This window comes from Serratia sp. DFXYC6 (assembly GCF_057196085.1).
This window is the reverse complement of sequence record NZ_JBXUNV010000001.1, coordinates 685168-698938: the sequence shown is the minus strand read 5'-3', so window position 1 is coordinate 698938 and position 13771 is coordinate 685168. Positions and strand designations below refer to the sequence as shown.

Here is a 13771-nt window from a genome sequence, read left to right as displayed (position 1 = left end):
AGCATATAGAGCGTTAGGTGCAATATTGTCAACGTCCAAAGGAGTTTGATATGTCATTAGCTACCGATAAGATTTCCGATTATTTAACCAGTTATGAAAGAGGCGATCACGCGGAGAGCAGTAAACCGTCATATACCACGCAAGAGGTTTCAGATCTGCTGCTGAGGAGCCATTATTCCGCCAATGGCAAAGGCGTGACAGACCATGCGGCTACCTTGACCTACTCTTTCCCCGTCTATACCGGCAGCGACAAGACGGGCGCCGCGCAGCTTACCGCCGCTCAACAAGCCCAAACCAAGCTTTCATTGCAATCCTGGTCGGATGTGGCCAACATCACGTTCACCGAGGTTAAAGGCAACGACGCGAAAAATGCAGATATAAAGTTTGGTTTTTATAAGGCGGCCAGCGGGGGCAATTACACCTCGTATGAAAGTACGCAGAGCGATCTCAAAAGCACCATTTGGATCAGCGGTAATAACGGCTACGACGCCTCCAATCCGCAAACCAATAACTACGCCAGGGATACGCTTACCCATGAAATAGGGCATGCGTTGGGGCTTTCTCATCCCGGCAATTATGATGCGTCAAATGCCACCTACCCCACCTACGCCAACTCGGCGAAGTATTATGAAGACGACCATCAATATTCTTTGATGAGCTATTTTAACGAACAATACACCAGCGCTGACTATAAAGGCGTTTGGCCATCAGGACCGCAGCTGGATGATATTACCGCCATACAGAAGCTTTACGGCGCGAATACCACCACGCGCACCGGCGATACCACCTATGGTTTCAACTCGAATACGGACAGAGACTTTCTGAGCGTTAAAGCGTCCACGGACAAAATCGTGGCGGCTATCTGGGATGCCGGCGGCAATGACACGCTGGATTTTTCAGGCTACAGCCAGGATCAGCGCATCAACATTAACGAAGGCGCATTCTCTGATGTAGGCGGCTTGAAGGCGAATATAGCCATCGCCTACGGCGCGCAGATTGAAAATATCATCGGCGGCAGCGGTGCCGACATTCTTGTGGGCAACGCGCTGAACAATACGCTAAAAGGCGGTGCAGGCAACGACATCATTTACGGTGCCGGCGGCGCCGATCAGCTTTGGGGCGATGCAGGCGCGGACACCTTCGTCTTCCGCGAAGCCGGCGACAGCCAAGCCGCCGCGCCGGATTGGATCCGCGATTTCCAGACGGCGGTGGATAAAATCGATCTGTCGTGGCTCAACCAGACGGCTAAGGCCGAAGGGAGCGAGTTGCACTTCGTGGATAGTTTAAGCGGCTCGTTGTATGAAGCGGCGCTGAATTATGACGCGCAGCAGAATGTCACCGATCTGGCCATCAATCTCTCCGGCAATCAACTGCCTGATTTACTTGTAAAAATCGTTGGGCATGTCGACGCTTCCGCCGATATTCTCGTCTAGCCAAGAAACCAACAGTCCGGCGCGAACGCCGGACTGTTCATCTCTTATCAGGCCTCACCCTGGCGTCTTTTTACATTGCCACAGCAATAAATCGCGCAGACGAGGTCACACCGCTTCCAGCTCCGCCGCCAGGGTGGCGACCAGCTGCGCCGCCGGCATCGGCCGCGCCAGGCCGACACCCTGCCCGGCCCACAGCGACATAAACTCCCCGCGCCCGGCCTTGGCCGCCGCCTGGCGGATATCGCCGGTGAGCGCGTTCTGCACCGGATAAGGCAGGATCTGCGCCTCTTCCGCGCGCATCTGCCGCATGAAATCATTGACGATGCCGCGCGCCGGGCGGCCGCTGAAGGCGCGCGTCAGGCGCGTGCTGTCATCGCCGGCGTTGCTCAGCGCCGCCCGCCAGGCTTCGGCGATGCCCGACTCCGGGCTGCACAGAAACGCGGTGCCGAGCTGCGCCGCCTGCGCGCCCAGCAATTGCGCCGCCGCGATGCCGCGCCCGTTCATGATGCCGCCTGCAGCGATCACCGGGATTTTCACCGCCGCCACCACCTGCGGCAGCAGGGCCATCAGCCCGACGCAGGATTGTTCGATATCGCCGAGGAAGGTCGGGCGGTGGCCGCCCGCCTCCGAGCCCGAGACGCAAACGAAGTCGGCGCCCGCCTCTTCCCAGGCGCGGGCTTCCGCCACCGTGGTGGCGGTGCCGATCACCCGTGAACCGGCCTTCTTGAACTGCGTGACCGTGGCGCGCGGCAGCACACCGAAGGTGAAGCTGACCACCGGCGGCGCAGCCTCCAGCAAGGCTGCGATCTGGTCGCGGTTGTTTTCGGCGAATTGAGTGGGGATCGGCGGCTCGCTCAGCCCCAGCGCTTCGCGGAACGGCCGCAGCAGGTGCTGGGCGCGCTTCAGTTCGGCAAGATCCGGGTGCTGCTCATTGAGCAGAAACAGGTTGATGTTGAACGGCGCGGCGGTCTGCGCGCGGATCTGCTGCACACGTTCGAGGAGCACCGCCGGTGAAAACAGCGCCGCCGCGCACGATCCCAGCGCCCCGGCGTTGCTCACCGCCACCGCCAACGCCGGCGGTGACGCGCCGTTCATCGGCCCCTGAACGATCGGATAGCGCAGCCCAAGCTCGCGGGCAAAAGCAGAAGGTGCCGTCATCAATGTGTCTCCCTGTACTGACTACATTCGTCTTACGGCGGCCGCGCCGCCGAACCGACCAAAAGCATAGCACCTTCTCACCGCCTGGCCGCGCAGTTAATGCTTCACCTGACGCCGGTCGAGCGACAGGAAGTGATGCACCACCGGTTTCTCCGGGCCGATATGGAAGCGCAGCGCCTCCTGCTGCAGATCGGCGTCGGCGTGCGATACCCGCTGGTGCTGCCGCAGGTGCTCCGCCCAGGACTCCACCAGGAACCACTCCATGATGCATTCCGGATCGCCGGTATGCTCGGTGATACCCCAGGCGTAAGCGCCATCGCGGCGGCGCGCCCGCTCCAGCATCAGCAGCGTGCGCAAGAACTGCGGCCGATCCTGTTCGCGGATGCGGTACTCCACCTGAATCATTACCGGGCCACGATCGTTTTCGACCGGCGTGTTGACCAACGGTTCCGGCCAATGGTTCGACGGCTGCAGATCGGCCTCACCGGTCGGCAGACGCAGGCGGTGGAACAGCAGCCCCGCCACCAACAGGCCGACGCCGCCGACCAGCAGCGTGGCAGCCACGCCCAGCTCCTGCGCCACCAGCCCCCACAGCAGGCTGCCCGCCGCCATCGCGCCGTTGAACACCATCAGGTAGATGGCCAGGCCGCGGCCGCGCACCCAGTTGGGCAGCACGCCCTGCGCCGCACCGTTGAGCGTGGTCAGCGCGATAATCCAGCCTGCGCCCAGCACCAACAGCAGCACCACCGCCAGCCACTGCGGCGGCGCCAGCGACAGGGCCGCCATCACCGCCGCCGTCAACACCGCCGCCAGCAACACCAGCCCGTCGGCATTCAGCCGCTGGCGCAGGCGCGGCAGCACAATAGCCCCGAGGATCGCCCCGGCGCCCACCGCCCCCAGCAGAACGCCGTAAAAGCCGGCGCTGCCGCCCAGCATGCGGCGCGCCACCAGCGGCAGCAGCGCCCAGACCGAGCTGGAGAAGGCGAAAAATACCGCCGCCCGCAGCAGCACCACGTGCAGCTCGCGGCTGGAGCGGGCATAGCGCAGGCCGGCGCGGAAGGCGCCGAAGAAATGCTCCGACAGGCCGCTGTCTTCGGCCTTCGGCCGCTTCCACCACAGCAGCGCCGCAATCACCAGCACATAGCTCATCACGTCCGCGCCGTAGGCCGCACCGGCGCCGAAGCTGGCCAGCAGCAGCCCCCCGGCCGCCGGGCCGATGGAGCGAGCGATGTTGATGCCCAGCGAGTTCAGCGCCACGGCGTTTTTCAGCTCGGCGCGCGGCACCAGCTCCGGCACGATCGCTTGCCAGGTCGGCCCCATCAACGCCGCGCCGATGCCGCCGACGAACGTCAGCGCCAGCAAATACTCCACCGTCAGCGAGCCGGTCTGCGACAGCACCAGCAGGCTGCCGCTCACGCAGGCCAGCAAGATTTGCACGAAGATCAGAAAGCGCCGCCGGTCGAGAATGTCCGACAGCACCCCTGCCGGGATCGCCAGCAGGAACACCGGCAGCGTAGCGGCGGTTTGCATCAGCGCCACCGCCGAAGGGTTGCTCGACAGGTCAGTGATCAGCCACGAGCTGGCGACGTCGCGCATAAAGCTGCCGACGTTGCCGAGCACCGTCGCGCCCCACAGCACCGCAAATAATGGGATTTTCAGCGGCGCGAAGCCGCCCGCCGCCGCCTTGTTTTCCGTCTGCTCAGCCATCTGTTCGCTCCTTCAAATCGTTAAATGCCACCAGCAACAGCGCGCCGGCCAGCCCAAGGTGTTCAAAAAATCCGTTCATCATCTGGCCGCGCTCCGCCCCGTCGAACTGCCAGAACGGATTGGCCATCAGCGTCGCCATCAGGGTAAAACCGGCCAGCGCCAGCGCGCCGAGCCAGCGATAAAAGCCGCTCAGGATCAGCGCCGACGCAGCCAGTTCGAACAGCGTCACCAGCACGGCGAACAGCGCCGCCGGCTGCAGGCCGAAGTGGCTCATCTCGGCGACCGCGCCTTCGACGTTCAGCGCTTTGACCAACCCGCCCTGAATATAGGCGGCGCAAATGGCGAGCAGCAGCAGCCAGCGCACCACAGGCGCATGCAGCCGCTGTGCGCAGCGGGCGGCGATAGCAGTCAGGTTCATCGCGCCCCCTTAAAACGGCGAATTTTGGATGAAGGCCAGCAGATCGGCGTTGAAGCGATCGGGATCGATCTGCGCCAAACCGTGCGAACCGCCAGCGTAAACATTCAGCTCCGCCTGTTGCATAAGCTTAGCGGCTTTCAGCGCCGAGGCGCCGATCGGCACGATCTGATCGGCGTCGCCGTGCACCAGCAGCGTCGGCTTGTCGATCGCCAGCAGGTCAGCGGTGTAATCCACTTCGGAGAACGCGCGCACACACTCGTACTGCCCTTTCACGCCGCCCTGCATGCCCATCAGCCAGAAGTGGTCGATCAGCCCCGCATTGCTCTCCACCTCGTCGCAGTGGAGGCCATAGAACGGCACCGCCAAATCTTTGAAGAACTGCGAGCGGTTGCCCGCCACGCCGCTGCGAATGCCGTCGAAGGCCGCCATCGGCGTACCCTCAGGGTTGACCGGCGTTTGCAGCATCAGCGGCGGTACGGCGCCGACCAGCACCACCTTCGCCACCCGATCGCTGCCGTGACGGCCGATGTAGCGCGCCACTTCGCCGCCGCCGGTGGAATGGCCGACCAGGATCAGATCGCGCAGATCCAGCGTTTCGATCAGCAGGGCCAGATCGTCAGCGTATTGGTTGATGTCGTTGCCGTGCCAGGTTTGCTCCGAACGGCCGTGGCCGCGGCGATCGTGGGCGATCACGCGGAATCCGCTCTGGCCGAAAAACAGCATCTGGTTGTCCCAGGCGTCGGCAGACAGCGGCCAACCGTGGGAGAACAGGATCGGCTGGCCGCGGCCCCAATCCTTATAAAAAATGCGTGCGCCATCGGGCGCGGTAAGGGTGCTCATGACGTGTTCCCCGCTCGGTATCGAATTGGATTTTGTACGGGTTAACAGTACGGCAGGCGTAAAGGCAGTGATAACGGAATAATTTTCGCATGATCGCGAGTTTTTTTGCTGAAGAAGCCGGCGTCGCCGCCGGCGCAAAACGTCAGATGTTTTCCAGATCGATACCGCGCGTTTTTGGGCCAAACAGCCCGATCACCAGCATCACGATCAGCATGCTGGCGACGATAAACGCGATCACCCCCAGCGAACCACCGTACTGCAAGATAATGCCGATGATGATGCTGCTGAACACCGTCGACAGCCGGCTGAAGGAGTAGCAGAAACCGACGGCGCGGGCGCGGATATGGGTCGGGAAGATCTCGGATTGATACGAGTGGTAGCTGTAGGTCAGCCAGGCGTTGGACCAGGTGATGAAGAAACCGCACAGGATCAGCCACAGCGGGTTGTTCTGCAGTGCGAACAGCGAGCCGAAGATCACCGTCACCAGGCAGGACAACACGATCTGCCACTTGTTCTCCATCTTGTCGGCGTAGAAGCTGCACAGCAGCGAGCCCAGCGGGTAGGCCAGCGTGATAAAGAAAGCGTACAGCAGGCTGTGGGTGACCGAAGCGCCCTTGCCCGACAGCAGCGCCGGCAGCCAGTTGCCGAAGCCGAAGAAGCCGATGGCCTGAAAGAAATTCATCACTACCAGCATCAGCGTGCGATCGCGATATTGCGGCGCCCAGATGTCGCGAAAGCGGCCGCGCAGCGGCGCTCCCTCGGCATCGTCCACCGGGCGCGACGGGAAGTCCGCGGCCGCCACGCCGCAGCGCCGCTCCATGTCCCGCATCACCTGCCGGGCCTGCGCATAGCGCCGCTGTTGCACCAGCCAGCGCGGCGACTCCGGCAGCCCCTTGCGCACCAGCCAAATCACCAGCGAAGCCAGCGCGCCGGCGATCACCACATAGCGCCAGCCGCTCAGCCCCCAAATCGTCTGCGGCACCAGCCACCAGGACATCAGCGCCACCGCCGGCACCGACAGAAACTGCACGAAGAACGCGAAGGCGAAAGCCCGGGTGCGCAAGTGCGCGGGCACCCACTCCGTCAGGTAGGTATCGATGGTCACCAACTCGATGCCGAGCCCGACGCCCACCAGAAAACGCAGAAAGATCACCCATTCCGCCTGCTGTTGAAACGCCAACAGCAGCGAGAAGGCGCCATACCAGATCAGAGCGAACATAAAGGTGGCGCGCCGGCCGAAGCGATCGGCGTACGGGCTCAGCAGGCTGGCGCCGACGAACAGGCCGAGAAAGGTGGCGGAGGCAAAGGCCGCCTGATCCGACACGCCGAAAACGCCCTGCGCGCCGGTGTGGAAAATGCCGTCGGCGATAAGGCCAGTGCTGATATAGCCGGTCTGGAACAGATCGTAGAGTTCGAAAAAGCCGCCCAGCGACAGCAGAATGATAAAGCGCCACAGGCCGGCCGACGCGGGCAAGGCGTCGATTCTGGCCGCCAAATCCCGCGCATGGATCGGCGACGCCGCTACAGATTCACTCACCATTAACCTCGCATTAACATTTTTGATGACTTTCTATGCTAGCGAAGCGGCGTCGGAGTTAAATTTTTAATTAGCAGACTATGAAAAAAAGTTAAGCATAAAACGCTGCAGCAGCCTGTTTTATAGCAGGAAAATGTAGCGCGGGATGCCGCAGCGGCATCCCGAATCGGCAGGTTAACGGCTGTGGTGCTGCTGCAGCCGTTCGCTGCGGTAGACGCTCAACAGGCACCAGCCGAGGGCGATCAGCGCCAGCGGCGCGGCGACGAAGCCGATGTTGCCCATGCCCAGATGCAGGCTCACCTGGTTGCCCAGCAGCGCGCCGCTGCCGATGCCGAAGTTGTACAGGCCGGAGAAAATCGCCATCGCCACGTCGGTAGCGTCCGGCGCCAGGCTCAGCACTTTGGCCTGCATCGACAGGCCGATCGCCATGATCGCCATCCCCCAGAAGATGCACAGCACCGTCAGGTGGCCTTCACTGCCGGCCGCCGGCAACAGCAGCAGCAGGCTCAAGGCCAGCAGCGTGATGGCACCGATGAAGAAGCCGGAAGGAAACCGCTCGCTGTAGCGGCTGAACAGCAGGCTGCCGACGATGCCGGCGGCGCCGAACAGCAGCAACATCAGCGTGGTGAAGTTCTCCGACAGCCCGGCCACGGTCTGGATAAACGGCTCAATGTAGCTGTAGGCGGTGAAGTGCGCCGTCACCACAATGATGGTCAGCATGTAAAGCGCCACCAGCGCCGGGCGCTTGAACAGCAGCGGCACGCTGGCCAGCGAACCGGAATGCTCGCTTTTCAGCACCGGCAGCAGGCGCCACAGCAGCACCAGCGCCAGGGTGGCGCACACCGCGATGCCGATAAAGGTCATGCGCCAGCCGAGCAGCTGCCCGACCACCCGCCCGAGCGGCAGCCCGAGCACCATCGCCAGCGCGGTGCCGCCCGCCAGCAGGCTCAGCGCCTGGGCTTTCTTGCCTGGCGGCGCCACGCGGATCGCCAGCGAGGCGGTGATAGACCAGAACACCGAGTGCGCCAGCGCCACACCGGCGCGCGAAATGACCAGCGTGGTGAAGTTCCAGGCCACGGCGGTCAGCACGTGGCTGGCGATAAACAGCACGAACACGCCGATCAGCAACTTGCGGCGCTCAATCTTGCTGGTCAGCAGCATGCACGCCAACGAGGCGGCGGCGACGATCCAGGCGTAAATGGTAATGATCAAGCCGACCTGTTCGGTTTGCATCGAGAAGCTGGCGGCGATATCGCTCAGCAGACCGACCGGAATAAACTCGGTGGTGTTGAAGATAAAGGCCGAGACGGCGAGGATAACCACGCGCAACCAGGCGGTTGAGCGCGAAACGGGAGCGTGTTCCATGGTAAACAAAATCCGGACAGGTGCGGGCAAGTCGCGATATTTTAACCAACCGGCCCGCTAAATGCGATATACGTCACACTTTAATTGTGTGGTTTTTTTCACCGCCCATCGACACGCTCACCGACGCACGGTTGCCAAAATGCTGTGCTAATCTATTGAAGCGTACCAATTTTTCCTGCCGTTCTTCCCAGGCCGTCCACGCGCCGCGCCGAAGAAGCGCGCAGTGTCCCTTTGGCGTTTCCTGAGGCGAGGTCATTATGATGTCCGCGATTTATGATTGGTCCGTGCTCGCATTGCGCAATGTTTACGATCGCCGCATTCAGGGCAAGCCGGTGCTCGACAGCGCCGCGCTGTTCCCCGACGCCGAACGTTTCACCGCCCAATGGCGGCAGATCCGCGAAGAGGCGCTGACCGTCGCCCACGATCTGCACAATATTCCCCGTTTTCACGAGATCATGAGCCAGCAGGCGTCGATCTCCGCCAACGACGCGCGCGACTGGCGCATGTTCATCATGAAGGCCTACGGCCAGCCCATCCCCCACAACCTGGCGCGCTGCCCGACGCTGGCGGCGCTGATCGCTTCGTCGCCTGACGTGCTGTCCGCCTCGCTCTCCTTCCTGGCGCCCGGCAAACAGGTGCCGCCCCATCGCGGGCCGTTTCGCGGCATTCTGCGCGGCTATCTGGTGCTGGACATGCCCAAACGCGCCGACGGCGCGCCGGCGGCGGTGCTGAAAGTGGACGGCCGCGAATACCGGCTGCACGAGGGGGAGTTCATGCTGTGGGACGATACCTTCGAACACGAGGTGTGGAACGACAGCCCGCAGGTGCGCACCGTGCTGCTGCTGGACATCCGCCGCCGCGACATGCCCGCCGGGCTGCGGCTGCTCTCCGGCGCCATCATCGCGCTGGTGCGGCTGAACGTGCGCTGGATGCAGCGCCAGTTCTGACTGCGGCGCTCAGGCGATTAACCGCCCTGAGAAGCCAGCCACTGCTCGGCGGTAGTGGTGGCTATGCCCTGGCGCGCATTGAAGGTTTTCGCCTTATCCCAGGCCACGCCGTCGGGCCGGGCGAAAGCCAGCCGGTATTTGGCGCCGACGTCATGCGGATGATTGCGCACCTCCGCCTGCAGCCGCTCTTTGTCCAACAGGATCCTGTTGACCTCCACGCCCCAGTGCGCCTGCATAAGTTCGGCAAGCTCGCGGTAGGTCAGCGTGTCGCCGGCGATATAAACCACCTGGTTGCGAAACGCGGGCCGATGGAAAAAAATCGCGGCCGTCAGCCGGCCAATGTCCTCAGGGGTGGTCAGCGTCACCGCGTAGCGCCAGTCGCCCAGCGCGCGCACCGTTTTGCTTGCCGCATCCACCACGCCAAAGCCGGGGTCAAACAGGTAGCTGGTGAAAATGCCCGTGGAAACAATCACCCACTCCGTCGCCTTCTGCGCACGCAGCAGGTGGCGCACCTCAAGCTGTTCATCCCACACCTGTTGCCCGCTGCCTTTACCCACGACATCGTAGTCCACGCCGAACTGCCACGGGAAGTAGCGCGCCACGCCCGCCAGCAAGACGGCCTGGGTGATCTTTACCTGCGTGCCCGCCCCGCCGACAAAGCCGCTGCAGTTGATCACCGCGTCGAAGGAACGGAATAGCGCGCTCAGCGCCTCCACGCCGTTTTGCTGCAGATCGCCTTCCACCACGGCGATGCCGAGCCGCGCCAGCGCATCCCGCCGCGCCCGGAGCGGGCCGCTCACGGCGCGTGCAGCCTCCGGCCGGAGCAGCACGCTGATTTTTAAAGATGGAGATAACCGAGCCTGCCGGCTCATCGCACGCAATACCGGCAGCCCCAGTTCACCGGCGCCGAGTATGAGCACGGCATTGATAGATGGATTTGTGGATTTCATTCTTGCCTCCTGTCTTGACACTGCGTCATCCTGACAGCTGACAAAAACGGGTTCAATTAGGTACACGCGTGATACCGGAGAGGAATATGACGAGCGATCGGGAAGCGCTGCTGCAATTTTCGCAGGCGTTCTGTGAAGAACTGAGCAACGACGATGAAGGGTTGAAGCGTGAGATCCTCGCGCATGCGGGCAACCGTTGGTCGCTGGGGGTATTGCATATCCTGGGCACTCACGGGCCGCTGCGCCACGGCGAGATAAGCCGCCAACTGGCGGGCGTGACGCAGAGAATGCTGACGCGGACGCTGCGCCATCTCGAGCGGGACGGGCTGATATCGCGCTGCGATTATCAGGAGAAACTGCCCCGCGTGGTTTACACCATCACCGACGCGGGGGAAGAGATGCTGCTCAACATGCTGCCACTCTGGTCGTGGATTATCGCCTCCGCCGACGCCTTCAGAGCGGCCCGTTCGCACTACGATGGCCAAGAGCGCAACGCCGAAAAATGAACGCGGGCATCCCTGCCCGTGGGGCGGCGCTCAGCCGCCGCCCAGATAGGCCTTTCTCACCTCCGGATCGTTCAACAGTTCTTCCCCGCTGCCGGTGAGGCGGATCTGGCCGTTGACCATCACATAGCCGCGATCGGACAGTTTCAGCGCATGGTTGGCGTTTTGCTCCACCAGAAACAGCGTCATGCCGCTGCGGGTCAGTTCGCGCAGCACGCCGAAGATCTGCCGCACCACGATCGGCGCCAGCCCCAGGCTCGGCTCGTCCAGCAGCAACAGCTTCGGCCGGCTCATCAGCGCGCGGGCGATCGCCAGCATCTGCTGTTCGCCGCCGGACATGGTCATCGCCCGCTGGTTGCGCCGCTCCTTGAGGCGCGGAAACAGTTCGAACATGCGCGGCAAATCCTCTTCCAGGTAGCGATTGCCGACGGTGATGGTGCCCATCAGCAGGTTCTCCTCCACGCTCATGTCCGGAAAGATGCGCCGCCCCTCCGGCGCCTGCGCGATGCCGCTGCTGGCAACAAAGTGCGTGGAGCGGCGGCTGATGTCCTCGCCGCGAAACAGGATCTGTCCGCCGGCGATGCGCGGCTGACCGAAGATCGACATCAACAGCGTGGACTTGCCCGCGCCGTTGGCGCCGATCAGCGCCACCGTCTCCCCGGCGTTTACCTGCAGCGACACCTGGCGCAGCGCCTGGATCGGCCCGTAAAACACATCGACCTCGCGAAATTCCAACATCGCTTCGCTCATCCCGCCAGCTCCTCTTCGTCCGCGCCCAGGTAGGCGGCGATCACCGCCTCGTTGTGCTGGATCTCCTGCGGCGTGCCGCGGGCAATCACATCGCCGTGATCGAGCACGATCACCCGATCGGAGATCTCCATTACCATGCCCATGTCATGCTCGATCAACAGCACCGTGATGCCGTGATGCTGCCGCAGGAAGCGAATGATGCGGCTCAGCGTGGCCGTTTCCACCGGGTTCAGCCCGGCGGCCGGCTCATCGAGGCAGATCATCTCCGGCGCGGTGCACATGGCGCGCGCGATCTCCAGCCGCCGCTGCTGGCCGTAAGACATCTCTCCCGCCAGCCGGTTGGCGCAGCTCACCAGATCCACCACCTCCAGCCAGTAGAAGGCATGATCGAGCGCGGCGCTCTCCGCCCGGCGGTAGCCCGGCGTATTCAGCACCCCGGCGATCAGGTTACGGTTGCTCTGCATGTGCTGCGCCACCAGCAGGTTCTCCACCACCGACATTTCGCGGAACAGACGGATATTTTGGAAGGTGCGCGCCAGCCCGGCGCGGTTCACCAGGTGGGTGCCGCCGAACATCTTGTAGTAGAGGCGCGAACCGAGCCGCTTTGGACGTATCCAGTCGCCGGCGCGGAACTTCTGCCCCAGCACCTGGATCACGTCGGTCGGCCGCTTGTGGGTATTGAGCAGGATCGCGCCGCCGCTGGCGCGGTAAAAGCCGGTCAGGCAGTTGAATACCGTGGTCTTGCCGGCGCCGTTGGGGCCAATCAGCGCGGTGATGGAGCCGCGTTCCACCTCCAGATTGACGTCGTTCAGCGCTTTGATGCCGCCAAAGTGCATCATCAGGTGTTCCACCCGCAAAATGGCGTCGCTCATGGCGCCACCCCCTTGCGTTCGGCGAAGCTGGATCGGCTGATGCGCACCAGCCCGCGCGGCCGCCAGATCATCATCGCCACCATCAGCACGCCGAACAGCAGCACCCGGTATTCGGCGAAGCTGCGCAGCAGCTCCGGCGCCACCGTCAGCACGAAGGCCGCCAGCACCACGCCGAGGGTGGAGCCCATGCCGCCCAGCACCACGATCGCCAGGATCAGCGCCGACTCGAAGAAGGTGAACGAAGTCGGGTTGACGAAGCCCTGGTAGGTGGCGAAAAACACCCCCGCCAGCCCGGCGGTGGAAGCGCCGAGCATAAACGCCGACAGCTTCACCAGCACGTGATTCAGCCCCAGAGAACGGCAGGCGATCTCATCCTCGCGCAGCGCCTCCCAGGCGCGGCCGATCGGCATGCGCGTCAGCCGGTGCTTGATATACAGCACCAGCAGCACCACCAAAAACAGCACCGCGTAGATGAAAATGAACTTGAGATTCGGGTTGTAATCGATGCCGAAAAACTCGTGGATCGGCACCCCGCCGTCTTTGGCGCGCCGGCCGAACTCCAGGCCGAACACCGTCGGTGCCGGCACCGAGACGCCGTTCGGCCCGCCGGTGAGCGACATCCAGTTGTTCAGCACCAGCCGAATGATCTCGCCGAACCCCAGCGTAACGATCGCCAGGTAGTCGCCGTGCATGCGCAGCACCGGGAAGCCCAGCAATGCGCCGGCCAGCGCCGCCATCAGCGCGCCCAGCGGCAGCATCGCCCAGAACCCCAGCCCGAGATACTGGTAGCCCAGCGCCAGCCCGTAGGCGCCGATGGCGTAAAACGCCACGTACCCCAGATCGAGCAGCCCCGCCAGCCCGACCACAATGTTCAGCCCCAGGCCGAGCAGCACGTAGATCAGGCCGAGGATCGCCACCGTCAGCAGGTATTTGGTGGCGACAAACGGGAACAGCAGCGCGATCGCCGCCATCAGCGGCAGGATCCAGCGCAGGTTGGATTTATAGCCCAGCGGCCGCACGTAAACGCCGTCGTTGCCGCCGTCGAAGCGCGCCAACACCCTGCGCCCCGGCGCGGTTTGCAGGAACAGGCTCAGCAGCAGCCGCCCGGCCATCACCGCGACGATGATCCATACCAGCCGGTGCGGCTCGAAGTTAAAGCTGTAGCCATTCAGCACGATGCCGACGATCGGCCCGAACACGATCAGGGCGATCAGCCCGGCCAAGACAGCGTCCAGCAGGCTGCGTTTGACGTTCAGCCCGCCGTTGATTACGGATTGCGACATGGCGTTCT

The 13771-nt window shown here is 63.2% G+C and carries 13 protein-coding genes; 3 read left to right on the top strand and 10 right to left on the bottom strand.

The annotated features are described in order from the left end of the window. The first annotated feature begins 50 nt into the window (after positions 1-50). A complete protein-coding gene (locus AC2CGQ_RS03475) occupies positions 51-1433 on the top strand; it encodes a serralysin family metalloprotease (protein WP_075685862.1) in 1383 nt (460 codons plus the stop codon). A 105-nt stretch (positions 1434-1538) separates the two neighbouring features. Here the strand turns inward: AC2CGQ_RS03475 and AC2CGQ_RS03470 are convergent, their stop codons facing one another. The 6 genes from AC2CGQ_RS03470 to AC2CGQ_RS03445 form a co-directional block, all read right to left on the bottom strand. Continuing rightward, complete coding sequence (locus AC2CGQ_RS03470; RefSeq protein ID WP_004928630.1) at positions 1539-2591, bottom strand: NAD(P)H-dependent flavin oxidoreductase; 1053 nt, start codon at positions 2589-2591, stop codon at positions 1539-1541. 96 nt (positions 2592-2687) lie between these two features. Then, positions 2688-4298: an MFS transporter gene (locus tag AC2CGQ_RS03465; protein ID WP_049187892.1), complete on the bottom strand. Its 1611-nt coding sequence runs from the start codon at positions 4296-4298 to the stop codon at positions 2688-2690. Continuing rightward, on the bottom strand, positions 4291-4716 hold the full coding sequence (locus AC2CGQ_RS03460) for a DoxX family protein (protein WP_049242458.1): 426 nt from the start codon (positions 4714-4716) through the stop codon (positions 4291-4293). The genes AC2CGQ_RS03465 and AC2CGQ_RS03460 overlap by 8 nt, the downstream gene beginning before the upstream one ends. 9 nt (positions 4717-4725) lie before the next feature. Continuing rightward, positions 4726-5556 carry an alpha/beta fold hydrolase gene (locus tag AC2CGQ_RS03455; protein WP_015378462.1) on the bottom strand — a complete coding sequence of 277 codons (831 nt, stop codon included), beginning with the start codon at positions 5554-5556 and terminating at the stop codon, positions 4726-4728. Positions 5557-5698: 142 nt separating this feature from the next. After that, complete coding sequence (locus tag AC2CGQ_RS03450) at positions 5699-7096, bottom strand: MFS transporter (protein ID WP_004928618.1); 1398 nt, start codon at positions 7094-7096, stop codon at positions 5699-5701. Positions 7097-7267: 171 nt separating this feature from the next. Beyond that, positions 7268-8458, bottom strand: coding sequence for a sugar transporter (locus AC2CGQ_RS03445; RefSeq protein WP_031300703.1), 1191 nt, complete (start codon positions 8456-8458; stop codon positions 7268-7270). Between the two features lie 260 nt (positions 8459-8718). Between AC2CGQ_RS03445 and AC2CGQ_RS03440 the strand changes: the two genes are divergently transcribed. Next, positions 8719-9405 (top strand): aspartyl/asparaginyl beta-hydroxylase domain-containing protein, encoded by a 687-nt coding sequence (locus AC2CGQ_RS03440; protein ID WP_031300704.1) that lies wholly within the window; start codon positions 8719-8721, stop codon positions 9403-9405. Positions 9406-9422: 17 nt separating this feature from the next. On the opposite strand, the gene AC2CGQ_RS03435 is transcribed toward AC2CGQ_RS03440, so the two are convergent. Beyond that, positions 9423-10355: an aromatic alcohol reductase gene (locus AC2CGQ_RS03435; protein WP_088381762.1), complete on the bottom strand. Its 933-nt coding sequence runs from the start codon at positions 10353-10355 to the stop codon at positions 9423-9425. A gap of 86 nt (positions 10356-10441) precedes the next feature. Here AC2CGQ_RS03435 and AC2CGQ_RS03430 point away from each other — a divergent pair, with 86 nt between their 5' ends. Next, positions 10442-10861 (top strand): winged helix-turn-helix transcriptional regulator, encoded by a 420-nt coding sequence (locus tag AC2CGQ_RS03430; RefSeq protein ID WP_160125614.1) that lies wholly within the window; start codon positions 10442-10444, stop codon positions 10859-10861. 30 nt (positions 10862-10891) lie between these two features. Here AC2CGQ_RS03430 and AC2CGQ_RS03425 read toward each other — a convergent pair whose 3' ends face one another. From AC2CGQ_RS03425 to livM, 3 genes are read right to left on the bottom strand one after another with little or no spacing between them, the layout of a single operon-like run. Next, on the bottom strand, positions 10892-11608 hold the full coding sequence (locus AC2CGQ_RS03425; RefSeq protein WP_015378467.1) for an ABC transporter ATP-binding protein: 717 nt from the start codon (positions 11606-11608) through the stop codon (positions 10892-10894). Continuing rightward, positions 11605-12480, bottom strand: coding sequence for an ABC transporter ATP-binding protein (locus AC2CGQ_RS03420; RefSeq protein WP_004928596.1), 876 nt, complete (start codon positions 12478-12480; stop codon positions 11605-11607). Before AC2CGQ_RS03420 ends, AC2CGQ_RS03425 begins: the two co-directional genes overlap by 4 nt. Further along, positions 12477-13763, bottom strand: a complete 1287-nt coding sequence (livM, locus tag AC2CGQ_RS03415; protein ID WP_015378468.1) for a high-affinity branched-chain amino acid ABC transporter permease LivM — start codon at positions 13761-13763, stop codon at positions 12477-12479. The genes AC2CGQ_RS03420 and livM overlap by 4 nt, the downstream gene beginning before the upstream one ends. Positions 13764-13771: the final 8 nt, after the last annotated feature.

What these genes read in the sequence shown, in the direction of transcription:
- AC2CGQ_RS03475 (WP_075685862.1), top strand. Translation starts at nt 51, where the DNA reads ATGTCATTAGCTACCGATAAGATTTCCGATTATTTAACCAGTTATGAA.
- AC2CGQ_RS03470 (WP_004928630.1), bottom strand. Translation starts at nt 2,591, where the DNA reads ATGACGGCACCTTCTGCTTTTGCCCGCGAGCTTGGGCTGCGCTATCCG.
- AC2CGQ_RS03465 (WP_049187892.1), bottom strand. Translation starts at nt 4,298, where the DNA reads ATGGCTGAGCAGACGGAAAACAAGGCGGCGGCGGGCGGCTTCGCGCCG.
- AC2CGQ_RS03460 (WP_049242458.1), bottom strand. Translation starts at nt 4,716, where the DNA reads ATGAACCTGACTGCTATCGCCGCCCGCTGCGCACAGCGGCTGCATGCG.
- AC2CGQ_RS03455 (WP_015378462.1), bottom strand. Translation starts at nt 5,556, where the DNA reads ATGAGCACCCTTACCGCGCCCGATGGCGCACGCATTTTTTATAAGGAT.
- AC2CGQ_RS03450 (WP_004928618.1), bottom strand. Translation starts at nt 7,096, where the DNA reads ATGGTGAGTGAATCTGTAGCGGCGTCGCCGATCCATGCGCGGGATTTG.
- AC2CGQ_RS03445 (WP_031300703.1), bottom strand. Translation starts at nt 8,458, where the DNA reads ATGGAACACGCTCCCGTTTCGCGCTCAACCGCCTGGTTGCGCGTGGTT.
- AC2CGQ_RS03440 (WP_031300704.1), top strand. Translation starts at nt 8,719, where the DNA reads ATGTCCGCGATTTATGATTGGTCCGTGCTCGCATTGCGCAATGTTTAC.
- AC2CGQ_RS03435 (WP_088381762.1), bottom strand. Translation starts at nt 10,355, where the DNA reads ATGAAATCCACAAATCCATCTATCAATGCCGTGCTCATACTCGGCGCC.
- AC2CGQ_RS03430 (WP_160125614.1), top strand. Translation starts at nt 10,442, where the DNA reads ATGACGAGCGATCGGGAAGCGCTGCTGCAATTTTCGCAGGCGTTCTGT.
- AC2CGQ_RS03425 (WP_015378467.1), bottom strand. Translation starts at nt 11,608, where the DNA reads ATGAGCGAAGCGATGTTGGAATTTCGCGAGGTCGATGTGTTTTACGGG.
- AC2CGQ_RS03420 (WP_004928596.1), bottom strand. Translation starts at nt 12,480, where the DNA reads ATGAGCGACGCCATTTTGCGGGTGGAACACCTGATGATGCACTTTGGC.
- livM (WP_015378468.1), bottom strand. Translation starts at nt 13,763, where the DNA reads ATGTCGCAATCCGTAATCAACGGCGGGCTGAACGTCAAACGCAGCCTG.